Annotated in this window: 13 protein-coding genes; 10 read left to right on the forward strand and 3 right to left on the reverse strand. The window is 74.8% G+C overall.

From position 1 onward, the window contains the following. The first annotated feature begins 272 nt into the window (after positions 1-272). Complete coding sequence (locus OG928_RS10190; RefSeq protein ID WP_406281959.1) at positions 273-2060, forward strand: beta-galactosidase; 1788 nt, start codon at positions 273-275, stop codon at positions 2058-2060. A gap of 84 nt (positions 2061-2144) precedes the next feature. Here the strand turns inward: OG928_RS10190 and OG928_RS10195 are convergent, their stop codons facing one another. Further along, the gene (locus tag OG928_RS10195) at positions 2145-3032 is read right to left on the reverse strand and encodes a LysR family transcriptional regulator (RefSeq protein ID WP_406281962.1); all 888 of its coding nucleotides are present in this window, start codon (positions 3030-3032) and stop codon (positions 2145-2147) included. A 495-nt stretch (positions 3033-3527) separates the two neighbouring features. Between OG928_RS10195 and OG928_RS10200 the strand changes: the two genes are divergently transcribed. Genes OG928_RS10200 through OG928_RS10235 form a run of 8 tightly spaced genes read left to right on the forward strand, consistent with a single transcriptional unit; the run spans position 3528 to position 20178 of the window. Next, positions 3528-8537: a beta-ketoacyl synthase N-terminal-like domain-containing protein gene (locus OG928_RS10200; protein WP_406281965.1), complete on the forward strand. Its 5010-nt coding sequence runs from the start codon at positions 3528-3530 to the stop codon at positions 8535-8537. Positions 8538-8595: 58 nt separating this feature from the next. Then, positions 8596-10491, forward strand: a complete 1896-nt coding sequence (locus OG928_RS10205) for an SDR family NAD(P)-dependent oxidoreductase (protein WP_406290882.1) — start codon at positions 8596-8598, stop codon at positions 10489-10491. Continuing rightward, entirely contained in the window at positions 10488-15011 is a 4524-nt protein-coding gene (locus OG928_RS10210; protein ID WP_406281968.1) for a beta-ketoacyl synthase N-terminal-like domain-containing protein, read from the forward strand. The genes OG928_RS10205 and OG928_RS10210 overlap by 4 nt, the downstream gene beginning before the upstream one ends. Next, on the forward strand, positions 15008-15319 hold the full coding sequence (locus OG928_RS10215) for an acyl carrier protein (protein ID WP_406281971.1): 312 nt from the start codon (positions 15008-15010) through the stop codon (positions 15317-15319). Before OG928_RS10210 ends, OG928_RS10215 begins: the two co-directional genes overlap by 4 nt. Continuing rightward, positions 15316-16170: an alpha/beta fold hydrolase gene (locus tag OG928_RS10220; RefSeq protein WP_406281974.1), complete on the forward strand. Its 855-nt coding sequence runs from the start codon at positions 15316-15318 to the stop codon at positions 16168-16170. Before OG928_RS10215 ends, OG928_RS10220 begins: the two co-directional genes overlap by 4 nt. Beyond that, the gene (locus OG928_RS10225; RefSeq protein WP_406281977.1) at positions 16167-17330 is read left to right on the forward strand and encodes a glycosyltransferase; all 1164 of its coding nucleotides are present in this window, start codon (positions 16167-16169) and stop codon (positions 17328-17330) included. Before OG928_RS10220 ends, OG928_RS10225 begins: the two co-directional genes overlap by 4 nt. Next, on the forward strand, positions 17324-19195 hold the full coding sequence (locus OG928_RS10230) for a class I SAM-dependent methyltransferase (RefSeq protein WP_406281980.1): 1872 nt from the start codon (positions 17324-17326) through the stop codon (positions 19193-19195). The genes OG928_RS10225 and OG928_RS10230 overlap by 7 nt, the downstream gene beginning before the upstream one ends. Beyond that, complete coding sequence (locus OG928_RS10235) at positions 19192-20178, forward strand: hypothetical protein (RefSeq protein ID WP_406281982.1); 987 nt, start codon at positions 19192-19194, stop codon at positions 20176-20178. Before OG928_RS10230 ends, OG928_RS10235 begins: the two co-directional genes overlap by 4 nt. Before the next feature lie 50 nt (positions 20179-20228). Here OG928_RS10235 and OG928_RS10240 read toward each other — a convergent pair whose 3' ends face one another. Both OG928_RS10240 and OG928_RS10245 read right to left on the reverse strand, forming a co-directional pair. Then, complete coding sequence (locus OG928_RS10240; RefSeq protein ID WP_406281985.1) at positions 20229-21113, reverse strand: LysR substrate-binding domain-containing protein; 885 nt, start codon at positions 21111-21113, stop codon at positions 20229-20231. Between the two features lie 214 nt (positions 21114-21327). Next, positions 21328-23055 carry a putative Ig domain-containing protein gene (locus OG928_RS10245; RefSeq protein WP_406281987.1) on the reverse strand — a complete coding sequence of 576 codons (1728 nt, stop codon included), beginning with the start codon at positions 23053-23055 and terminating at the stop codon, positions 21328-21330. Positions 23056-23376: 321 nt separating this feature from the next. On the opposite strand from OG928_RS10245, the gene OG928_RS10250 reads away from it, so the two are divergent. Further along, positions 23377-25131: an alkaline phosphatase family protein gene (locus tag OG928_RS10250; protein ID WP_406281990.1), complete on the forward strand. Its 1755-nt coding sequence runs from the start codon at positions 23377-23379 to the stop codon at positions 25129-25131. Positions 25132-25159: the final 28 nt, after the last annotated feature.

Below are 25159 nucleotides of genomic sequence, written 5' to 3' on the forward strand. Positions count from 1 at the left end.
CGCTGATCATGTGCCCTGCCCGACAACGCGTCAACGGGTTCCCGCGCGGATCATGGTTTTGTCGAGGTGATCCGCAAGAAAAGTCCAAGTGTGGGGACACCGATTGGCAATGCGCGTGAACCAGAGGCTATCGGCCCAGGTCGAGGGGTCGTGATGACGGGTCGGTGGGTGCAGAAAAGTCCACGACCTCGTCCACAAGAGTGCATACGCACGCTCCGCGCCTCGTGCACGATGAACCGGTCCCACCGCACCGGATCTGCCCGAGGAGTGTCTTGACCACCCCCAGCCTCGTCCCGAGTCGAGACGGTTTCACGCTCGACGGCAGGCCGTTTCGGATGCTCTCCGGTGCCCTGCACTACTTCCGCGTCCACCCCGCGCAATGGGACGACCGGCTGGCCCGGCTGCGCGCCATGGGTCTGAACACGGTCGAGACGTACGTCGCCTGGAACGTGCACGAACCCGTCCCCGGGCGCTTCGACTTCACCGGCGCGAACGACCTGGTCGCGTTCCTGCGCGCGGCCGAGCGGCACGGACTCAAGGCGGTCGTGCGGCCCGGCCCCTACATCTGCGCCGAGTGGGAGTTCGGCGGCCTGCCGGCATGGCTGCTCAAGGACCCGGGGATGCGCCTGCGCTGCGCGTACCCGCCCTACCTCGCGGCCGTCGACCGCTACCTCGACGCGGTGATGCCGCTGCTGGAGCCGCTGCTCGCCGAGCACGGCGGCCCGGTGATCGCCCTCCAGGTGGAGAACGAGTACGGCAGCTACGGCAACGATGTGGCCTACCTGCGGCATCTGGTCGACGGGATGCGCAAACGCGGCGCGACCGGGCTGCTGTTCACCTCCGACGGACCCACCGAGCCGATGCTCCAGGGCGGCACGGTGGCCGGCGTGCTGCCCACGGTCAATTTCGGCTCGCGCGCGGGCGAGGCGTTCGAGGCGCTGCGCCGCTGGTCGCCGGACGGGCCGCCGGTGTGCATGGAGTTCTGGAACGGGTGGTTCGACCACTGGCGCGACCCGCACCACGTGCGGGACGCGGCGGACGCGGCCGGCGTGCTCGACGACATGCTCGCGGCCGGCGCGTCGGTGAACCTGTACATGGCGCACGGGGGCACCAACTTCGGCCTGATGAACGGCGCGAACGAGGTGGACGGCGTCTACCAACCGACCGTGACCAGCTACGACTACGACGCGGCGATCGGCGAGGCGGGTGAACTCACCGAGAAGTATTGGGCGTTCCGCGAGGTGATCGGCCGCCACGCGGAGCTGCCGGACGAGCCGCCGCCGGCCGCGGCGCCCCGGCTGAAGCTCGGCGACATCGCGCTGCCCTCGGCGGCGCCGCTGCTCGCGCACGTCGAGGACCTGTCCGCGCCGGTGTACTCGCCGAGCACGCTGACGATGGAGGAGCTCGACCAGGCGTACGGCTTCGTCCTGTACCGCACGTGGGTGAGCGGCCCGCGCGAGGCGGCGCCGCTGCACGTGGACGGCCTGGCCGACCGGGCGCAGGTCTTCCTCGACGGGGTGCCGGTGGCGGTGCTGGACCGGAGCGAGAGCGGCTCGGCCACGTGCGAGCTGGCCATCCCCGCGGGCGGCGCACGGTTGGACCTGCTGGTGGAGAACTGCGGGCGGATCAACTACGGGCCCGAACTGCACGACCGCAAGGGCATCACCCGCGGCGTCCGGCTGGAGCGGCAGAACCTGTTCGGCTGGCAGATGTACCCGCTGCCGCTGGACGAGCCGCGCGGGCCGGTGCTGCCGGACGCGTCCGGGCCGATCCCCGCGGGTGTCCCGGTCGTGCGGGCCGGCTCCTTCGAGGTCGAGCGGGTCGGCGACACGTTCGTCCGCCTGGACGGCTGGACCAAGGGGCTGATCTGGATCAACGGCTTCCTGCTCGGCCGCTACTGGTCCGCGGGCCCGCAACGCACCCTGTACGTACCGGCACCCGTGCTGCGGGTGGGCACGAACGAGGTGACCGTGCTGGAGCTGCACGGCCCCGGCGGGGCGAACATCACGCTGACCGACACCCCGGACCTCGGCGATCCGATGGCGGCTCCGATCGCGTAGGGCGTGCGCTCGGTCGCCGGGCGGGCTCGCCCGACCCTCCGGCGACCGAGGCCCCCTTCGCTGTCGGGGGGCGCCGGCCCGGCGTCAGTCCGAGTCGGGTTCGCCGTAGCCCTCGCGGCGGGCGAGGTCGATGAACAGCCGGGACGACCGGTCCCGCGGGCCCGCCTTGGACACCAGCGTGATCGCGCGGCGCAGCGGCGGATCCAGCGAGCGCACCACGGCCGAGTCGCCGAACACGTCCTCGGCCACGTCGCGGTACCAGATCAGCGAGCCCTCGCCGTTGAGCACGCCGGCCACCCAGTTGACCCGGTCGTCGTGCTCCAGCGCGGTGATCGGCCGCACCCCCATCTCCGCGAACAGCGCCTCGAACTGCGAGCGCCGCTCGCTGCCACGCGCCGGCAGCACCATGCGCAGGCCGTCCAGCGCGGCCCACGGGACGGGGTCGGGCAGCCGGACGTCCGGCGGTGAGATCAGCACCGCCTCGACCTCGGCCAGGCGGTAGGTGCGCAGGTCACCGGGCCCCGGGGCGTCGGCCACCCCGATCGCGGCGGTGTCGGCGCGCACCGCCGCGAACACCGCCTCGCGCCCGCCGTGCCGGATCACCTCGATCGGCGCCTCGGGGTGCTCGCCGGCGAAGGCCGCGACGAGTCGGGCGACCCGCCCGATCGCGAGCGAGGACGTGGTGGCGACGGTGAGGGTGCGCTCCGAGACCGGGGTGGCCACCCGGCCGATGTCCTCGATCGCGGTGACGGTGTCGAGCACGTTGCGCGCGAGTCGAACCACGCGCCCGCCCTCGGCGGTCAGGCCCACGGAGCGCCCCTCGCGCACGAACAGCTCGGCGCCCAACTCGTGTTCGAGTGCCTTGAGCGCGCGGGACAACGCGGACTGGGCGACGTACAGCGCTTCGGCGGCCGCGGTCATGGTGCCGAAGTTCGCGACGGCGACGAGGTAGCGCAGCTGCTGGAGGGTCACGGGCCGCACGATAACGGTGCCGGCGGCCGGACCGGCAGGGTATGAAAACGGGCCATACCCTACAACCGGATGGTCACGGTGGGCACATGCCTGATCACCCGGGCATCGGTGTATGCCGTACGGGCAAGGTTCACCGGCCCGCGAGACCTCGACGAGGGGCCGTCCGAGAGGACCGTCGACCCGTGCCACACCTGGCGGAACGGGCGGCTTCGGGCGGCGCGGCCGGGGCTTTCGCCGACCCTCGCCGGCAACCGGCGCGTCGTTGACACCTCGATGCCCGAAACCGACGATACGTCGAGGCGGCTCGCCTGTGGTCGATATTTCGACTTCGTACGGTTTTGGCCTTCTTTTATCGTACGTCCCGACATTCGCACCGATGCGGCATATCGCCGTGCCCGGAAACGAGTTCGCCCCCTCCCCTTTTCCGCTTCACCGTTCCCCGAACGGAGGCACTCCCCCATGACGCAGTCCCCGCGTCGCGATCCGGTCCTCGCAGTGAGCCCCTTTGGTCGTCCCAACGCCCGACTCGTGATCGCCGCGCATCGGGCCGGCGCGCTCGGGGTGCTGGACCTCGGACGTGATCGGGAGCTCGCGCTCGCCGAGACGGCCGCGCTGGCCGGCTCGGTCGCCACGTCCTTCGGGGTGCGGGTGCCGGCCGGCTGTCCCGTCGGCCCCGAGGAGCTGCCGGATCACGTGGATGTGGTGATCCTGGCCCATGGCGCGCCGTGGACGCCCGCCGAGCCCGGCCCCGGGCGGCGCGTCCTGGTCGAGGTGACGTCGGCCGAGGAGGCCCGCGTCGCGGCCGCCGCGGGCGCCGCCGGGGTCATCGCACGCGGTGCCGAGAGCGGTGGCCGCTGCGGCGAGTTGACCACGTTCGTGCTGCTCCAACGGCTGCTCGCGGACGTGCGCGTGGACGTGCCGGTGTGGGCGGCCGGCGGGATCGGCCCGCACACCGCCGCCGCGGCGGTCGCGGGCGGTGCGGCCGGGGTGCTGTTGGACACCCAGTTGGCGCTCGTGGCCGAGAGCGTGCTGCCCGCCGACGTCGCGGCGGCGGTCCGCGCGATGGACGGCAGCGAGACCGTCGTGGTCCGCGGCCATCGGGTGTACCAGCGGCCCGACGTGCCGGTCGCGCGGCTGGTCGAGGAGGCCGAGGACATCGCCACCGCGCTCGGCCCGGGCGGTCTGCACCGGGAGTTGCTGCCGATCGGCCAGGACGGCGCGTCGGCGAGCCGGCTCGCGGACCGGTACGCGACGGCCGGGCGGGTGGTGCGCGCGGTGCGCGAGGCGATCGTGGGTCACCTGGCCGCCGCGGCCCGGCACGGCGTGGGCCCGCGGCCCGTGCAGGGGCCGATGACCCGGGTGAGCGACCGGGCCGCGTTCGCCCGCTCGGTCGCCGTCGCGGACGGCTTGCCGTTCCTGGCGCTGTCCCTGATGCGCGGCCCGGAGGTCGGCGCGCTGCTCGCGGAGACCGCCGAGCTGTTGGGCGACCTCCCGTGGGGCGCGGGCCTGCTCGGCTTCGCGCCGGCCGAACTGCGCGAGGAGCAGTTGGCCGCGGTGCTCGCCGCGCGCCCGCCGTACGCGCTGATCGCGGGCGGACGCCCGGGCCAGGCCGCGCCGTTGGAGGCCGCCGGCATCCGCACCTACCTGCACGTGCCCTCCCCCGGCCTGCTGGCGCAGTTCCTGCGCGAGGGCGCCCGGCGGTTCGTGTTCGAGGGCATGGAGTGCGGTGGGCACGTCGGTCCGCGCGCGAGCTTCCCGCTGTGGGAGGCGCAGATCGACGAGCTGCTCGCGTTCGCCGAACGCTCCGGCGGTGCGGCCGAGTTCGACCTGCTGTTCGCGGGCGGGATCCACGACGCGCGCTCGGCCGCGATGGTCTCGGCGGCGACGGCCCCGCTGGTCGAGCGCGGCGCGTCGGTCGGCGTGCTGATGGGCACGGCGTACCTGTTCACCCACGAGGCCGTGGACGGCGGCGCGATCCTGCCCGGCTTCCAGCGCGCGGCGCTCGAGTGCGAGTCGACCACGCTGCTCCAGACCGCTCCCGGGCACGCGACCCGCTGCGCCGGCACGCCGTTCGTGGCCGCCTTCGAGGACAGCCGCCGGGAGTTGGAGTCCCGCGGCGTGCCGTCCCGACTGATGTGGGCCGAGCTGGAGCAGCTCAACCTGGGCCGGCTGCGGATCGCGAGCAAGGGGCTGCGCCGCGAGGCGACGACGCTGGTCGCGGTCGACGAGGCCGCGCAGCGCCGGGACGGGATGTACATGCTGGGCCAGGCCGCGGTCATGCGTTCCGCGCCGACCACGGTCGCCGCGCTGCACCGGGAGATCACCACCGGCTCGACCGCGTGGCTGGCCCGGCGCGCGGACGAGGTCGGCGCCGCCCGCGTCCCGTCCGCACCGCGCCCGCAGGACGTGGCGATCGTCGGGATGGCGTGTGTGCTCCCCGGGGCCCCCGATCTGCCGACGTACTGGCGCAACATCCTGGCCGGCACCGACGCGGTGACCGAGGTACCGCGTGAACGGTGGGACGTGGAGCGCTACTTCGCGCCCGGTACGGAGCCGGGCGCAAGCGCGCGAGGCTCGATCAAGGGCGCCGGCCCGGGCGCCGTGCCGGCCGGGCGGACGCCGTCCAAATGGGGCGGCTTCGTGCCGGCGATCCCCTTCGACGCGACCGCGTACGGGATCCCGCCCGCGTCGCTCGCCTCGATCGAACCGGCCCAACTGCTGGCACTGCACGTCGCGTCGGGTGCGCTGGCGGACGCCGGGTACGGGCCGGGCCGGACCTTCGGGCGCGAGCGGACCTCGGTGATCTTCGGCGCGGAGGCCGGTACCGACCTGGCCGGGGCGTACGGGTTCCGGGCCCTGTTCCCGGGCTATTTCGGCGAGTTGCCGGCCGATCTGGAGGAGCAGCTCCCGGCTCCGACCGAGGATTCCTTCCCCGGCGTGCTGGCGAACGTGATCGCCGGGCGGATCGCGAACCGGCTCGATCTGGGCGGGGTGAACTACACCGTGGACGCCGCGTGCGCGGCCTCGCTCGCCGCGCTCGACCTCGCGTGCAAGGAACTGAACACGGGGTCGAGCGACATGGTCCTGTGCGGCGGGGTGGACACCCACAACGGGATCAACGACTTCCTGATGTTCTCCTCGGTGCGCGCGCTCTCGCCGTCGGGCCGCTGCGCGACGTTCGACGCGGACGCGGACGGGATCGCGCTCGGCGAGGGCGCGGTGTGCGTGGTGCTCAAGCGGCTCGCGGACGCCGAGCGCGACGGCGACCGGGTGTACGCGGTGGTCAAGGGCGTCGGCGGATCCAGTGACGGCCGTTCGCTGGGCCTGACCGCGCCGCGCCCCGAGGGGCAGCGGCGAGCCCTGGAGCGGGCGTACCACGCGGCCGGCGTCTCGCCCGCCGACGTGGGTCTGGTCGAGGCGCACGGCACCGGCACCGTGGTCGGCGACCGGGCCGAACTCGACACCCTCACCGACGTGTTCACCGCGCACGGCGCCGTGCCCGGTTCGTGTGCGGTGGGCTCGGTGAAGTCCCAGATCGGGCACACCAAGTGCGCCGCGGGACTCGCGGGCCTGGCCAAGGCCGCGCTCGCGGTGCACTTCGGGGTGCGCCCGCCGACCCTGCACCTGCGTCGGCCCAATCCCGGCTGGGCGCCGGACGCGAGCCCGTTCGTGTTCGACGACCGGGCCCGCCCGTGGCCGGTGCCGGCCGGTCGCCGGGTGGCGGGGGTGAGCGCGTTCGGCTTCGGCGGGACGAACTTCCACGCCGTGCTGACCGGTTCGGACCCGGCCACCGATCCCGAGCCCGGTGGTGCGGACGCCGCGTGGCCGGTCGAGCTGTTCTGCTTCCGCGGCGCGGACCGCGCGGCGACCGACGCGGCGATCGACCGGGTCGCGGCCCGCCTGGACGCGGACGCCCACCTGCCCCTGCGCGACCTGTCCGCCCTCGCCGACGACCGGAGCGCGGATCCCGTGCGGGTCGCCTTCGTGGCGACCGACCCGGCCGATCTGCGGGTCAAGCTCACGTTGGCGCGAGCGGGCGCGGTCGATCCGCGGGGTGAGGTCTTCCACCGCGCGGCGGACGGGCCGGACCCGTCGGGGCGGGTGGCGTTCCTGTATCCCGGGCAGGGCAGTCAGCGGCCCGGGATGCTGGCCGACCTGTTCGCACGCTTCCCCGAACTGTCCGACACGCTGCGGGACGCGTCGCCCGAGTGCGTGCGGGACATGTTCCCGCCCGCCGCGTTCACCGCGCGGGACCGGGCCGAGCAGCTGGACCGGATCACCGACACCCGCCGCGCGCAGCCCGCGCTCGGCATCGCCGCGGTCGCGATGACCCGGCTGCTGGACCGGTTCGGGGTGTGGCCGGACCACGTCGCGGGGCACAGCTACGGCGAGTTGGCCGCGCTGTGGGCGGCCGGCGTGCTGTCCACCCGGGACCTGGGCGGGCTGAGCGGGATCCGGGCGGCGGCCGTGCTGGCCGCGGCCGGCGCCGATCCGGGGGCGATGGCGGCGGTCTCGGCGGGGGCGGATCGAGTGGCCTCGATCGTGGCGGAGATCGACGGCGTCGTGCTCGCCAATCTCAACACGCCGCGGCAGACGGTGGTGTCCGGCCCGGTGCCGGCCGTGACGGCGGCGATCGCCGCGTTGCAGGCGGCCGGGTTGTCGGCGCGTCGGCTGCCGGTGGCGTGCGCGTTCCACAGCCCCGTGGTCGCGGCGGCGGCCGACACCCTCGCGGCCGCCGTCGCGGACGTGGACGTGCGGCCGCCGCGGATCCCGATGTGGTCCAACGGCACGGCCGCGCGGTATCCCGTCGCGCCGGCCGGCGTCCGCGCGCTGATCGCGCGTCAGGTCGCCGAGCCGGTGCGCTTCGCGGAGCAGATCGAGGCGATGTACGCGGCCGGCGTCCGGGTCTTCGTCGAGGCCGGACCGGGACGCGCGCTGACCGCGATGGTGCGCACGATCCTCGGGGACCGGCCGTACACCGCCGTGGCCTGCGACGCGCCCGGCGAGGACGGACTGCGCCGGCTGCTGACCGCGCTCGCCGAACTCGCGGTCGCCGGCGTCCCGGTGGACGTCGCGGGCGGGCTCGCGGGCCGGGTCGGCCCCGACGAGGCGGCCGGCCGCGCGGCCGGCGTGGGTCGTGGACGGGCACCTGGTGCGGACCGCCGACGGCAGGCCGGTGCCGGGCGGGCTCCGCCCGGCGACGCGGGTCGCGCCCTTGGCGGGTGCTCCCGCGGAGGTCGCCGCGGCCGGCTCCGCGCGCGACGCGGTGCTGCTCGAATACCTCGCGGGCGCCCGGGCGGCGGTCGCGGCGCAGCGCGAGGTGCTGCTCGGGTATCTGGGCGTCCCGGACGGGATCCCGGCGGCGCCGGTGTCGCCCGTCGCGGTCGCCGCGCCGGTTCCGCCGCCCGCCGCGGCGGTGGTCCCGGCGGTGGTCGCGGCCGAGGGCGGAGCCGAGGCCCACGCCCACGCCGACCCCGACGCGCCGACCGGCCCGATCACCCGTGAGCAGGTCCTGGCCGTGGTGCTCGACATCGTCGGCACCAGGACCGGCTACCCCCGGGACATGCTCGATCCGACCCTGGACCTGGAGGCGGATCTGTCCATCGACTCGATCAAGCGCACCGAGATCATCGGCGAACTGGCGCTGCGGCTGCGGCTGCCGGGCACGGCCGGCGCGGTCGACGAGGCGGTGGTCGAGCGGCTCGCCAAGGTGAAGACGCTCGACGGGATCGTGGCCGACGTGCTGGCGTTCACGACCGACGCGGTACGGCCGCCCGAGCCGGTCGGAACCGCCGCACCTGGCACGTCTCCCTCGTCTCCCGCGCCGCCCACGGCGCCTCCGCCGCCTCCGCCGGTGAGCGGACCCGTCGAGCCCGCGGCGCCGATCGCCGAGCGTCCCACCCGGCACGTCGTCGAGTGCGCGCCGCTGGACGATCAGCCGGCGGGCGACGTCGCGGACCCACCGACCGGTGCGGCGCTGCGTGGTCGCCGGGTCCTGGTGGTCGAGGACGGCGGCGGCGGGGTCGCCTGGGCGCTGACCGAGCTGCTCGAAGCGCACGGCGCCACGGTCGAGTCGCGCACCCGGGATCGGGCCGCGTCGGCGGACGACACCGCCGGCGTGTTGGCGGGCACCGACACGCTCGTCCACCTCGCGGCGCTCGGCGACGGCCAGGACCCGGTCCTGCCGGCCGCGTTCCCGCTGTTGCGGGCCGCGCTCGTGGACGGCGTCCGGCAGGTGTTCCTCGGTACCGCCGGGGGCGGCCACTTCGGCCGGGCGGCGGCCCCCGCGGGCCCCGATCCGGTGCCCGGCGCCGGACTCGCCGGGTTCGCCCGCGCCGCCGCGCTCGAATACCCCGACCGCGTCGTGCGCGTGGTCGACGTGGATCCCAAGGAGGAACCCGACCTGATCGCGCGCCGCCTCCTGGCCGAGCTGTGTCGCTCCCGAGGCGGCTCGGAGCCGGACGCGCCGGTCGTGGTGGGCGTGCCCGCCGGGCAGCGGCTGACCCTGCGGGCCTACCCGGAACCCCTGCCCGAACTCACGCCCGCCGACCGCGACACCATCCTGCGCGGCCGGCTCGGTCCGGACGCGGTGGTCCTACTGACCGGCGGCGCGCGCGGGATCACCGCGCTGGCCGCGCTCGGCCTGGCCCGGGCCACCGGCTGCCACATCGCACTGCTCGGCCGCACCGGCGACGACGGCGAGCCGGAGCCCGCCGCGACCGCGCACGCCCCCGACGCCCCCGCGCTGCGGGCCGCCCTGGTGGCGACCGGGCTGCGCGAGCCGGCCCGGATCGAGGCCGAGGTGACCAGGCTGCTCGGCCGCCGTCAGGTCCGCGCGACGCTGGCCGCCGTGGCCGAACACGCGGCCTCCGTACGGCTGCACGCGGCGGATGTCGCGGACGCCGACGCGGTCCGCCGGGTGCTCGCGGACATCGCGGATCGGCACGGTCGGCTGGACGGGATCGTGCACGGCGCGGGCGTCCTGGAGGACCGGCTCCTGGTGGACAAGTCGCCGGAGTCCTTCCGGCGCGTGTTCGTCACCAAGGTGGACGGCGCCCGGGCCTTGGTGGCGGGCCTGCGGGCGCTGCGCCCCACCCTGGCGCCGCCGGCCTTCCTGGCCATGTTCGGCAGCGTCGCGGGCGTCTACGGCAACCGGGGGCAGACCGACTACGCCGCCGCGAACGACGCCCTCGCGACGCTCGCACGGCACTGGTCGGACGAGTCGGGCGCCGCGCCGGCGCCGGTCGCGGAGCGGGTCGTGACGATCGACTGGGGCCCGTGGGCGGCGACCGGCGGCGGGATGGTGACACCGGAGTTGGAACGCGAGTACGCGCGGCGCGGCGTCGCGCTGATCGATCCCGGACACGGGGTGGACGCGTTGCTCGCCGAACTCGCGTCCGGCCGGGCCCGACAGGCCGTGTACGCGTGTGTGCCCACGACCGGGTCGGTGCCCGCGTGACCGGCCCGGCGGGCGGCGGGCGCGATTTCGGCCCGCGCCCCGACGACGCCGCGATCGTCGGGATCGGCGCGGTCTTTCCCGGCGCGGTCGACACGGCGGCCTTCTGGCGGCTGATCGAGTCCGGCACCGACGCGATCACGGACGTGCCGCCGAACCGGTGGGATCCGGCGCTCTACTACGCGCCCGGCACGGCCGGCGAACCGGCCCGCAGCGACCGGTTCTACTGCCGGCGGGGCGGGTTCGTGGACGAGCTCGCCACGTTCGACCCGGTGCGGTTCGGCATCATGCCCGCGGTGGTCGCGGGCGCCGAACCCGATCAGCTGCTGGCGCTGCGCACCAGCGCCGAGGCGATCGCCGACGCGGGCGGCGAGGCACGGCTGCCGGACCGCTCGCGGATCGGCGTCGTGTTCGGGCGCGGCGGGTACATGGGCGTGGCCACCGCGCGGCTCGACCAGCGGGTGCGCACCGCGCATCAACTCGTGCACATCCTCGGCGAGTTGGCCCCGGACCTGGACCGCGCCCGGCTGACCGCGATCCGCGAGGCGTTCCAGGCCTCGCTCGGCCCCGAGCGACCCGAGGCGTCGATCGGCCTGGTGCCCAGCTTCACCGCGTCCCGGATCGCCAACCGGCTGGACCTGGGCGGGCCCTCGTACACCGTCGACGCGGCGTGCGCGACCTCCCTGCTCGCGCTCGACCAGGCCGCCGCCGAGCTGCGCTCCGGGCGCTGCGACGCGGTGATCGCGGGCTCCGTGCATCACTGCCACATCGCGACGCTGTGGAGCGTGTTCACCCAGCTGCGCGCGCTCAGCCCGAGCGAGCGGATCCGCCCGTTCGACCGCGGCGCGGACGGCACGCTGATCTCCGAGGGCACCGGCGCGGTGCTGCTCAAGCGGTTCGCCGACGCCGAGCGGGACGGCGACCGGATCTACGCCGTCGTGCGCGCCGTGGGCGTCTCCAGCGACGGCCGGGCGGCGAGCCTGATGAGTCCGCTGGTCGACGGCCAGGTCCGCGCGCTGGAACAGGCGTGGCGCGCGGCGGGCCTGGATCCCACCACGCCCGGTCTGCTCGGCCTGCTGGAGGCGCACGGCACCGGCACACCGGTCGGCGACGAGGCCGAACTGACCACGCTGGGCAAGGTGTTCGGGCCCCGCCAGGGCGACCGCCCGGCCGATGTCGCGCTGGGCACGGTCAAGTCCAACATCGGGCACGCGATGCAGGCGTCCGGGATGGCCGGCCTGATCAAGGCCGCACTCGCGCTGCACCACCGCACGCTGCCGCCGACGCTGCACGTGGCCGACCCGCACCCGGCGTTCGCGGGCACCCGGATGCGCCCGCAGGATCGGGCCGAGGACTGGCCGGTCAACCCCGCGGGCAGTCGGCTCGCGGCGGTGGACGCGTTCGGCTTCGGCGGCGTCAACGCGCACGCCGTGCTCGAACAGCCGCCCGCGGGCCGGGCGGTGGCGCTGCCGGTCGGCCGCCGACGGCCCTCGGCGAGCGACGTGCTGACGCTGGCCGCCGACACCCCGGACGAACTCGCCCGGGCGCTCGCGGCGGTCGCGGCCGGGCACGGCGCCCCGGGCGGCTCGGCCGGACCGTGCCGGCTCGCGGTCGCCGATCCGACCCCGAAGCGGCTCGCGCTGGCCGCGCGCGCGGTCGAGCGCGGCGTGCCGTGGCGCGGCCGGGCGGAGATCTGGTTCACGCCGCGACCGCTGCTCGGCCCGCACGCGCCGGCGCCGGGCCGGGTCGCGTTCCTGTTCCCCGGCCTGGAGCCGGATCCGCAGCCGCGCGCGGACGACCTGGCCGACCTGTTCGGCCACGCCCGGCCGGACATCACCGGCGCCGAGGACCTGGTCGGCCGAGCCGTGGACGCGCTGACGGCGGGCCGCTACCTGGCGTCCGCGCTGGAGCGGGTCGGCGTGGTGCCGGATCTGCTCGCCGGACACAGCATGGGCGAGTGGACCGCGATGGTCGCGTCGGGGATGTACCCGCGCGAAGCGATCGACGTGTTCCTGGGCTCGCTGCGCCCGGACTCGCTCAAGGTCCCCGACCTGGTGTACGCGGCGGTCGGCTGCGGGGTCGAGGTCGCCGAGCGGCACGTGGGCGCCGGTCCGGTCGTGGTCTCGCACGACAACTGCCCGAACCAGAGCGTGCTGTGCGGGCCGCGCGACGCGGTCGCCGCGGTGCTGGACGAGCTGCGGCGCGACTGTGTCGTCGGCGGCGAGCTGCCGTTCCGGTCCGGGTTCCACACCCCGATGTGGGAGCCCTATCTCGGCCAGGTCCGGGCCGCGTTCGAGCGGCTCCCGCTCGGCGCTCCCCGGCTGCCGGTGTGGTCGGCGACCAGCGTCGCGCCGTATCCCGACGACGCGGGCGCGGTACGGGCCCTGACCATCCGTCATCTCCTGGAGCCGGTTCGCTTCCGGGAGCTGGTGGAGGAGCTGTACGCGAGCGGCGTGCGGGTCTTCGTCCAGCCGGGGGCGGGCAGCCTGGTGGGCTTCGTGCACGACACGCTGCGCGGGTGCGACGCGTTGGCGGTGGCCGCGCACTCGACGCTGCGCCCGGGGCTGGCCGGGTTCCGGCGGGCCGCGGCGGCGCTGTGGGTCGAGGGCGCGCCGATCGACCCGGGCGCCCTGGACGCGCCCGCGCCGACACCCTCGGTCGGGCGCGGACCGGCCGTGCGGCTGGATCTGGGGTCGCCGGTGGTCGGCCTCGCCGCGGCCGCCGGGCCGTTGCGGCTCGCGGCCCCGCCGCGCCCGCCGGTCGCCGCCGGCGAGGACCCGGTGCTCGCCGCCTTCCGGGCGTCGCTCGCCGAGGCCGAGGTGTCGGCGACCGCGGTCGCCGGCCTCCGGCGCGCCCCCCGACAGGCGGCCGGGCCGGCCCCGTCCACCGCCGAGGAGCGTCGGCCGTACGAGTTCTCCGCGGCCGAGCACCCCTATGTCCGCGACCACTGCGTCTACGAGCAACCCGATTGGTGGCCGGACGACGCGGATCGTTTCCCCGTGCTGCCGATGACCACGCTGGTCGCGCTCGCGGGCGACGAGGCGCTCGCGGCGGCCGGACCGGGGCGCGTGGTGGCCGGCTACACGGACGTGCGGTCGCTGCGCTGGCTGCCGGCCGCGCCGGCCACGAGCACCGAACTGGTCCGCACGCCGCTGGATCCGGATCGGATCCGGATCGAGTTCGGCGCGTACATGTCGGCCGTGGTGCGGCTCGCGGACGAGCACGCGCCGGGCCCGGCCCCGGCGCCCGACCGCACGCCGCTCACCGCGGAGGGGCCGGCGCCGGTGCCGGCGCAGGCGCTGTACCGGGACCGGTGGATGTTCCACGGCCCCGGCTTCGCGGGGGTCGATCAGGTGCTCACGGTCGCCGACGACGGCATCCGCGGCATCCTGCGCGCGCTGCCCGCGCCGGGGGCGCTGCTGGACGCGGCCGGTCAACTGCTCGGCCACTGGATGCAGCTGCGGCTGACCACGGACCGGCTGGTGTTCCCGATGTCGGTGGACGCGATCCACGTGTACGGGTCGCACCCCGAGCCGGGGTCGCGGCTGCTGACCACCGCGCGGATCCGCGACGTGGGCCCGACCGCCGTCCGCGGCGACGTCGAGTTGGTGGACCTGGACACCGGCGCGGTGCGGATCCGGGTCGAGGGCTGGGTGTACCGCAGGTTCGCGGCCGACGAGCGGGTGTGGCCGATGAAGTTCACCCCGCACACGACCGGGATCGGCGAACCGCAGCCCGAGGGCTGGTGCCTGCTGCGCACCCGCTGGCCCGACCCCGCGTCGCAGGACCTGGTGATGCGCCGCTACCTCGACGCCGCCGAGCGCGCCGACTTCGCCGGCAAGGCCCCGCGTGCCCGCCGGAGTTGGCTGCTGGGGCGGGTCGTGGTCAAGGACGCGGTCCGAGAACACCTGTGGGCGCGCGGGCACGGCCCGCTGTATCCGGCGCAGGTGCGGATCACCCACGACCGCGCGGGCCGCCCGCTCGCGCACGTGATCGCCGAACCCGACGCGCGCGCGCCGGTGCCTCCACACGTGTCGGTCGCGCACAGCCACCGGCTCGGGGTGGCCTCGGCGAGCGATCGGCCGACGGGCATCGACATCGAGTTCGTGGATCCGGCGACGGACACGTCCGCGCTGGAGCGCACCTCGCTGACCGGCGACGAACGCCGGCTCCTGGACACGCTCGCGGGCCCGGACACCGAACCGCGCCATCTGTGGGTGCTGCGCTTCTGGTGCGCGAAGGAGGCGGTCGGCAAGGCGGACGGCACGGGGCTCGCGGGCCGACCGCTGGATCGGGTCGTGGTCTTCGTCGCCGCCGAGGGGCCGGACGAGGCCGAGCTGCACGTCGCGTCGCGCGCGCCGGGCGGATCGGCGTACGTGGTCCGCACCCGCGTCGTGGCGGACCCGGCACCGGACGGCACGCGAATCGACCGCTACGTCGTCGCCTGGACGAGCGACGGCACAGACCCGCACGGGAGCACCACCGCCGGTTCCGACACCACCTCACATGGGAGCACTCGATGAGCGCGGACCCACACGCCGACCGGATCCTGGCCGAGGTCGCCGACATGCTCGCGGAGATCGTCGGCGACGAGATCCTGATCGCCGCCGAAATCACCCCGGACAGCGGCTTCGACGACGATCTGGCGCTGGAGAGCATCGAGTTCGTCGCGCTCGCCGGCCGACTGCAGGAGCGCTACGGGGATCGGGTCGACTTCATCGGGTTCCTCGCGGGCCTGGAGATCGAGGAGATCATGGCGATGACCGTGGGCCGGCTCGTCGACCACATCGCGACGTGCACGCGCGCCGAGGCCGTCGGGGGTGCGCTGTGAGCGACATCCTCGCGAACGGGCTGCGCTTTCACGTACAGCGGCTGCGCCCGCCCGCGGGGCGGCCGATGCTCGGCACCCCGGTGGTGTTCCTGCACGGGCTCGTGCTCGACAACCTCTCCAGCTTCTACTACACGCTCGCGGCGCCGATCGCGCGGGCCGGTTCGGACGTCGTGCTCTACGACCAGCGCGGGCACGGCCGCACCGAGCGCCCGCAGACCGGGTACGACCCGGACACCGCGGTCGCCGACCTGGCCGCGCTGCTCAAGGCGGGCGAGGTGGCGACGCCGGTGCACCTGGTCGGCAACAGCTTCGGCGGCCTGGTCGCCCTGCACGCCGCCCGGACCCGGCCCGACCTGGTCGCGAGCCTGGTGCTGATCGAGGGCCAGTGCCTGGACACCCCGCCCGTCGACGGCCCCTACGCCGGCGGCTGGGTCGAGGAGATGGCCAACACGCTCAATCTCGCGGCCCTGGGCCTGGAGTCGCATCGCGGGTCCGGCCGGATCCCCACCGGTCCCGCGCGCAAGACCGCGCGCCTGCGGGCCCGCGCCGACGCGCTCCTGAACGGCACCACGCTGATCGAGGACGTCACCCTGGTCCACGCGCCGGAGCCGGAAGAGTTGGCCGACATCGCGTGCCCGGTCCTCGCGCTCTACGGCGAGCTCTCCGAACTCGCGGAACCCGCACGGCGGTTGGCGAACCTCCTGCCCGACTGCACGCTCACCGTCCTGCCCGGCGTCGCGCACACCGTGCTGCGCGAGGCCACCGACAGCGTGCTGACCGCGCTGCTGGAGTGGCTGCCCCGACACGATCGGGCGTTCCCCGGGCCCTACCGACGCGAGGCCGGCGCATGAGGTTCATGTTCGTCGTCCCGCCGTTCACCGGCCACGTGAACCCCACGATCGCGGTCGCCGCCGCGCTCACCGAGCGCGGCCACGAGGCGGTGTGGTGCGGGCCGCCCGAGATCCTGGACCTGCTGCCGCTCGGGGCCCGGCTGTTCGCCACCGGGGACGCGCCGGAAGCGAACGGCGGCTACGCCGAGCTGCACGCGAGCTGGCAGCGACTGCGCGGGGTGGCCGCGCTGCGCTTCCTGGTCGAGGAGACCCTGGTGCCGCTCGCGCACGCGATGCTTCCGGGCGTGAACGCGGCCGTCGCGGCCTACCGACCGGACGTGATCGTGGTCGACCAGCAGACGTTCGCGGGCGCGTTCGCCGCGGTGCGGGCGGGGGTGCCGTGGGCGACCTCGGCGACCACGTCGGCCGAGTTCACCCGGCCGCTGGTGGGCTTCCCCAAGGTCGAGACGTGGGTGCGGGACCGGATCGCCGCCGCCGCGGTCGCGGCCGGGGTGCCGGCCGACTGCGATCCGCGCTTCTCCGCGCGGCTCGTGCTGGTCTTCTCGACCCCCGAACTGGTCGGGCTGGTCGACGCCGCGCCCGCACACCACTGCTACGTGGGACCGGCGTTCGGGCCGCGTCCGGCCCCGGTGGACTTCCCGTGGGGACGGCTCGACGCGGGCCGGCGACGGGTCCTGGTCTCGCTCGGCACCCTCAACCGGGACGCGGGCACCCGGTTCTACCCGGCCGTCGTCGAGGCCACCCGCCCGCTCGCCGACCGGGTCCAGGTCATCCTCGCGGCTCCGGAGCGGCTCGCCGGCGAAGCCGCCGAGCACGTCCTGGTCCGCGAGTTCGTGCCCCAGCTCGCGCTGCTCCCGCACCTGGACGCGGTGGTCACGCACGGCGGGCACAACACGGTGTGCGAGGCGCTCGCGTTCGGCCTCCCGCTGGTGCTCGCGCCGATCCGCGACGACCAACCGATCGTGGCCCGGCAGGTGGTGTCCGCCGGGGCGGGGGTGCGGGTGCGCTTCGGCCGCGCGCACGTACCCGAGATCCGCGCCGCCGTCACCGACGCGCTGTACCGCCCGGAGCTGCGCGAGGGCGCGCACCGGGTGCGCGAATCCTTCGCCGCCGCCGGTGGTGCCGCGGCCGCCGCAGATCGTCTGGAGAAGCTGTGCTGAATCCCGCCGACGGCCCGTTCCCCTGGCTCGCCCTGCTGATCGGCCTCGGCCTCGCGGGCGGCACCCGGACCCTGCGCCGCCGTCTGCGCGCGCTCCCGCCGCTGAGCGCGGCGCCGGCGACCGACCACACGATCGCCGGGTGGACGTGCGTGACCGCGACGGGCGTACGGCCGGACGCCTCGACCGTGCGCGCCGCCGTCGCGCACGCCGAGCGCGAGCGGCTGGTCGTCCTGGACCTCGTCCCCGGCGACCTGCCCACCGACGAACTGCTCACCCTGCTCGGCCGGCTGGACCCGGACCGGGTCCGCCGGGACCCGCTCGCGCGCGGTCGCGGCGCGGGCCACGCGCTGCTGGTGCACGACGACGTGCTGCGCCGGGCCGGCGTGCACGCGGCCGACCTGGCCGGGCTCGATCCGCCCGCGCTGATCGAGCTGACCGCCCGGCTCAAGCCGTTCGCCGCCGACGGCACCGGGCACGCGGTGGCGCCCGACCTGGTCGCGCCGCCCCCGGATCCGGCCCGACGCAAGCGCTGGTTGAAGGCCACCGGCGTGCCGGTGTGGCCGAACCTGGTCGGCGGGCTCGGCGAGGCCGCCGCGTACACGGGCGCGTGCGTCACCAGCCCCTTCTGGGGCGCGCTGGCGTTCCTGGCGATGTGGTTCCAGCCGTACGCGGTGGTCGCCGGCCGGCGGCCCGTCCGCCCCCGCGATCTGCACCGGGCCACCGTGCTGCGGCCCGTCCTGGCGGTGCGGCGCTGGGTCCTCGCGGTCACCGGACCCCGGCCGGCCCGGGCCCCGGCCGCCATCGATCCGGCCGCCCTGCGCCCGGAGTACGCCCGCGACGTCGCCGAGGGCCTGGCCGCGTTCTTCGAGGACCGCCGGACGACCTGTCCGTGGTGCGGCTCGGACCGGCTCGCCGTCCGGGCCCGGATCGGCGACCATCTCCAGGGCAAACCCGGCCGGTTCACGCTCGAACGCTGCCGGGACTGCGCGCACGTGTTCCAGAACCCCCGGTTGTCCCTCGCCGGCCTGGACTACTACTACCGCGACTTCTACGACGGCCTCGGCGGCGCGGGCGCCGAGGCGCTGTTCGGCACCATGTCGCGGACCTACCGGGGCCGCGCCGAACTGCTGCGCAGGAACCTGCCGCCGGGCACCGCGCCACGCGCCTGGCTCGACGTGGGGACCGGACACGCGCACATGTGCGTGGTCGCCCGGACCCTGCTCCCGGACACCGTCTTCGACGGGCTCGACCTCGGCGACGGAGTCGAGGGCGCCCGGCGGCGCGGCTGGATCCGCACCGCCCACCGCGGCCAGTTCCCCGAGCTGGCCGACCGCCTGGCCGGCGACTACGACGTGGTCAGCATGCACCACTACCTCGAACACACCCGCGATCCGTTCGCCGAGCTGGACGCCGCCGCGAAGGTCCTGGTGCCGGGCGGCCGGCTGCTGATCGAGCTGCCCGACCCGCAGTGCTGGTACGGCCGCGTCCTGCGCGGCCTGTGGCTGCCGCTGTTCCAACCCCAGCACCAGCACCTGATGCCCTGGCGCAACCTGGAAGCGGCCCTGAACGCACGGGGGTTCACGGTGCTCGCGCGCGAACACGGTCGGGCCCACCAGGGCAACGACTTCACCGGCGCGGTGTCGCAGGCGCTGACCGCGCTCGCCCCCGATCCCGCGATGCCGTGGGTCCCCGGCGGCCCGACCCCGCTGCGGCGGGCCCGGCGGATCGCGCTCGTGAGTGTCGCCGTGCCGGCCTTCGTCGTGGCGGTCCTGCTGGACGCCGCGGTGTCGCTGCTCGCGCTCGCGGCCGGCGCCCGCGGCGGCAGCAACGCCTATCGCCTCCTCGCCCGAAAGGACCCGGGATGAGCCCGCCGCGCGACCCGTCGCGCCCCGCACCGGCCACGCAGAGCACCTCGCCGAGCGCCGCGCCGCCCGCCGCGCCGCCCGCTTTGCCGTCCGCTTCGCCGTCCGCCGCGACGCTGCCCGCCGTGCGCGGCGCCGCACCGGTGTTGCGCCTGGTTCCGTACGCGTTCGCCGAGTCGTTCGGCCGGCCGGCGGCGGGCGTGTGGTCGGCGCCGTACGTGCTGCGTCTGTCCGGCCCGGCCGGTGGGCCCGGCACGGCCGTCCCGTTGTCGTGGCAGGTGGTGGTGGCCGCCGCGCCGCGCGCCGACGGCGTGCTGCGGGTGGGCTCGATCAACCGGCCGGACGAGGTCGCCGAGATCGACCTCGCGACCGGCCACGGCACGCTCCCGGCCTGGGCCCGCCCGGTGCTCGCGGGCACCACCGGTGCGGTCGGCCTGGACCTGCTCGTGCACACCGACCTGCCGGACGCGACCGGGCTGTCCGCCGCGGTCCCGCTGTCCTGCGCGGCCGCGCTCGCCGAGGCGGCGTTCCACGACCCGGCCGCCGGCGGGCGCCGAGCCCGGCTCCGGCTCGCGGATCCGGCGCTCGGCGCGGTCGCGCTGTTCTGTCGGACTGGACACCTCACGCTGATCGAGGACGACGCGGGCGCGCTGGAGCACGTCCCGTTCGACCCCGACCGACGCGGCCTGCGCTTCGTCCTCGCGGTCCCGCGTTGGGCCGACATGGCACCCGAACGCGGGGAGCCGGTCGGGCTCCTGACGGGGGATCAGGCCGGCGGGCCGACCCCCGTGTGCCGGAACGCGCTGGCGGCGGGCGCGATCGAGGCCCGGCCGCTGGGTGCGGGCGGCACGACGATCGCGCTCGCCCCGGGCCGGGCGCTCGCGGCCGTTCGGCGGGCGATGGTGGGCACGTACACCCGCGCGGGCGAGCCCGCCCCGCGCGTGCTCAGCGCGGCGATCGGATCCCCCTGCGTCCGCGTGGCGTAGGGCTTGTCCTCACCCCCCGGGACCGTGAGCGGAGCTAGGGCGCGCGGACCTCATACGTACTCGCACTCCTGGACGCCGTGCCGACGGGTGTAGTCGAGCAGCGCGCGCACTTCGCGGGTGATCGGCACGCGGCCGCGGACGAGGCCGACGCTCCGGATCAGGCGCGGGCTCATCGACCGTACGGACACGCTCTCCGCGAACGGTTGGGCCAGGTCGGCGTACCACAGCAACGAGCCGTGCCCGGCCACGACGCACGAGATCCACGCGCCGCGCTCGTCGGTCTCCATCGCGACGATCGGCCGCACGCCCGCGGTCGCGAACAGCATCTCGATGTCGGCCCGCCGGCCGCTGCCGCGGGTGGGCAGGATCATCGGCAGTCCGTCCAGCTCGGTCCACGAGACCGGGTCGGGGATCCGGACCCCCTTCGGCGAGACCAGGACCACCTCGTAGGTCCGCAGCGGCAGCACCTCGAAGCCACCGGGCGCGGGCAGGTCGACGAGCGCGATGTCGGCGCGGCCGGCGCGCAGCGACGCGAACAGGGCCTCCCTGCTGTCGTGTCGGTCGATCACGATCGCCAGTTCCGGGTGCAGTTTGGCCAGGCCGGGCAGCAGGCCGCTGGTGAACTCGATCGCCAGCGTGGCGGTCGTGGCCAGCCGCACGGTCCCGGTGTGGGCGGAGTCGTCGACGCGCACGATGTCCCGGATCCCCTGCACCCCGCGGATCACCTTGCGGGCCAGGTTGACCACCTGGATCCCGGCCGCCGTGAGCACGAGGCCGCGGCCGACCCGGGTGAACAGCGTGACGTTCAACTCGCGTTCCAGGCTCTGGAGGGATCGGGACAGGGCCGGCTGGACGACGAAGAGTTCCTGGGCGGCACCGGTCATGCTGCCGTGTTCGGCGACGGCGATGAGGTAGCGCAGCTGTTGGAGAGTCACGGGGTATCCATGCCCCCGCCCGGGTCGGCGACTCGATCGGGGGACGGCCTTCGCGGTGGGGTGCTGGGACGGTTGCTGACCATGGTGTTCCTCCGGGTGACGCTTGGGGGCGATGGAGTTCCGGTATGGACAGGTATGCCGACGCGGTGCCGCGGCGACGTACACCGCGCACACCGCGCCGACACGTGGTCGGTCGTTCGTTCGGCTCTGTTCGTCAGATCCAGGCGACGGTCCAGCGGAACCCGACGGTCGCCTTCCTACCGGCGCCGTCGGTGGCGGTGACCTCGGCGTCGGTGCTGCCGACGCCCCAGGCCCGGCCGCCGATCACGCAGGTGAACGGGTTCACCCACAAGCCGGCGGGCAGGTTCCTGCCGCCGCACGTGTACGGCGCGGCGCCGCCGGAGACCCGCAGGACCAGATTGACCTCCTGGTTGAACCTGGACGACTGCGCACCGGGATTGATGATCGTGACGCCGCCGGAGGGCGGCGCCGTCACGGTCCAGCCGAACGACGCGTTCGCGCTGCCCGAGGCGTTGGTCGCGGTGACCGTGACCTGGGCGGTCCCGGCCGTGGTCGGCGTACCGGTGATCCGGCAGGTCGAGGCGATCGACAGGCCGGCCGGCAGACCCGACGCGGTACACGTCGGCGTGGGCGAACCCGACGTTGCCACGCTCAGGTCGACGGCGGAACCGGCAACGGTGGATTGATTGCCCGGCGACGTCACGGTCGGCGGGGTTCCGGTCCCGGCGGGCGAGATCGTCCAGGTGAAGCCGGCCGGGGCGGAGGCGGCGCCCAGGCTGTCCGACGCGGTGACCGTGACCTGCGCGGATCCCGCCGCGGTGGGCGTGCCCGAAACGGCGCACTCGCCGCCCGGATTGGCCAATCCGGCCGGCAGACCCTGGAACACGCACGTGTACGGACTCGTCCCGCCCGACACCCGCACCTGCAACGAGGTCGGCTCCCCCACGGTCCCCGCACGCGGACCGGGGTCGACCACCGACACCGGGGTGGGGCCGCCGGGAATCGCCTCGGGTGGCAACGGGACCACCCACAGCGGGCTGTTCGACCCCTCGGAGCCGACGAGTACGGACCTGCCGTCGGCCGAGTACATCAGCGACTCGCCCTGCGTCGTGCTCGGCGAGGCGAACTTGGCCAACTGCTGTCCGGGCGCCGAGTAGACGGTGATGTCGCCGTAGTTGCGGATCGCGAACGAGCGCCCGTCCGGCGCGAAGGCGCCATCGGTCGCGGTGTCGGGGGCGGGACCGACCCTGGTCAGGGAGTTGACCTGGTCGGTGCGCAGTTGCAGCGGCGCGGAGTAGAGCGAGCCGGGTGATCCGAAGAGCTTGCTCGCCACGTAGAGCCGGTTGTCGCGGGGATCGATCATCGCGGTCTCGGCGTCGTGCTGACCGTCCGCGAACTGGAGGCTGTAGCCGGTCGCCGCCACCGTGGCGTCGGCGAGCGTCGCGGGCTCGGCGACGCGGTAGAGCGTGACCTGGGGCCGACTGCCGAAGTTGTTGCCGATGTCGGCCACGAAGATCGCCGGATTGCCGGCGTCGTCCCTGCCGACCGCGATCGCCTCCCAGTCGGTGTTGGTCGCGCCCGAGACCCGCAGGGTCGCGACGGTGCGGCAGGTGGCGGTGTCGATCGCGAACACGTCGGCCGTGTTCCCGCTGTCGTTCATCGTGTAGGTGATGCCGGGGTGGCGAAGGCTGGGCGCGAGGCCGCTGGATTCACCGATCCGCGCGTCCGAGAGGTTGCACTGCACGCGGGGCGGGTCGACGGCGTGCGCGGGGGTGATCCCGGTGACCGTCGCGAGTCCCGTGACGAGGGCGGCGACGGCGGTGGTGCGTACGGCGAGCCCGGTCCCGGTGCGACCGAACCGGCCGTGTCTGCTCACCGGCCGCCGGCTTGTGGGGTCGGGGGTGGGGTGCGGTCTGTTCATGTTTCCAGGAGATGAGGCCGCTCTCACTCACGTCCAATGCCGGTCCGGCATGCATTGATGACCGACCGACATGGATGACCGAACGGGTCACCGCTTGGGCATCGGTACATGACCGCTGGGTCGGAGTGCGGTCGAATCGCCGCGGTTGTCCGCGCGAACGCCGCTTCCGTATGGCCAGTTCAGGCCCCCGACGCCGGTCGCACCCGGCGGGCGCGGCGGTCGGCGGGGCCGCGGTCGGCGGGTTCGGCGGCCGTTGATTCGGCGGGCCGGAGAATCCACGCTTCGGTTTCGTTTCGTCCACGCCCAAGGAGGCGCCAGGTCATGCCCGACTCCGGATCCAGGTCCCGGTCGAGAGACCGGGGCAAACCCCGATCGGCCAAACTCGTCGCGTTGTCGATCGGCGTGGCGCTCGGCGCCATCGCCGGCGTCACCGCGCCCGCCTCGGCCGGCGCGCCCGGTGGTCCGCCGGCTCGATCGGCAGCGGTCGCCGCCGCGATCCCGCGTTTCGACCACGTGGTCGTGGTCGTCCACGAGAACTCGAACTACGAGGAGATCATCGGTAGTTCGCAGGCCCCGTACATCAACCAGCTCGCGTCGGGGGGCGCGTCGTTCACCGACTTCCACGGCGAGACGCACCCCAGCCAGCCGAACTACATGGCGATGTTCTCCGGCAGCACGCAGGGCGTCACCGGCGACGAGTGCCCGCCGCCCGGCTCGCCGTACAGCGCGGACAACCTCGGCAGGCAGCTGATCGACGTCGGCGCCACCTGGGGCAGCTACAACGAGGACTGGCAGGCCGGGAACCCCGGTGCGTGCACGAGCGGTTCGTACGCCCGCAAGCACAACCCGTGGCTCTCCTTCTCGAACGTGCCAGCCAACACCACCTATACGGCCGCGCAGTTCCCGACCGACTACGCCCAACTCCCCACGATCTCCTACGTGATCCCGAACCAGTGCAACGACATGCACGACCGTCTGTTCAACCCGAACTGCGGGATCTCGACCGGCGACACGTGGACCCGGAACAAGCTGAGCGGCTACGCCGAGTGGGCCAAGACGCACAACAGCCTGCTCGTGGTCACCTGGGACGAGGACAACTTCCGCAGCGAGAACCGGATCGCGACCGTGCTGTACGGCGCGAACGTCAAGCCCGGGCAGTACGCGGGCCGCAAGGACCACTACAGCCTGCTGCGCACGTTCGAGGACATGTACGGCACCCGGCGCTCCGGGCAGGCCGCAAACGCGACGCCGATCACCGAGGTCTGGCAGGACACGGGTCCGACCCCGGTGTCGGTGGTGAATCCGGGGTCTCGTGCGGGGACCGTGGGCCAGGCGACGTCGTTGCAGGTGCAGGTGTCGGGCGGGACGAGTCCCTATACCTGCGTGTTCCAGGGCCTGCCGGCCGGACTGGCCAACCCCGGCGGCGGATGCGCGGTCTCGGGCACGCCCACCACCGCGGGGGCGTCGCAGGTGACCGTCACCGCCTCGGACAGCCTGGGCGCCGCCTCGGCCCCGGCGACGTTCACCTGGACCGTCTCGCCGCCGGGCACGGGGACACCGCCCACGGTGACCTCCCCCGGCAATCAGACCGGCGTCGCCGGGACGGCGGTCGATCTGACCGTGACCACGTCCGGTTCGCCCGCGCCGACGTGTACCGCGACCGGTCTTCCCGCCGGCCTGTCGATCACCTCGGCCTGCCGGATCACGGGCACGCCGACCACGGCCGGCGTCGCCCAGGTCACGGTCACCGCGACCAACGCTTCCGGGAGTGCGAACGCGACCTTCACCTGGACGGTGACGGCGCCGCCGTCCGGCGGTGTGACGATCGCGAATCCCGGTGCCCAGTCGTCCAAATTCAACCAGGAGGTCAATCTGGCCCTGCGGGTCTCCGGCGGCACCGCGCCGTACACGTGCGGCGGCAAGAACATCCCGGGCGGGCTGTGGCTGAACCCGTTCACGTGCTCGATCGGCGGCCGGGCCTGGGGCGTGGGGAACGTGACCACCGAGATCACCGCGACCGACGGGGCCGGCAAGAAGGCGACGGTCTCCTTCCCGTGGTCGGTGACCTGGTTCTGATCGCCTGACACCCCGTCACCACCGGGGC

Origin of the sequence: Embleya sp. NBC_00896, from assembly GCF_045207785.1 — a bacterium.
Lineage (GTDB): Bacteria > Actinomycetota > Actinomycetes > Streptomycetales > Streptomycetaceae > Embleya.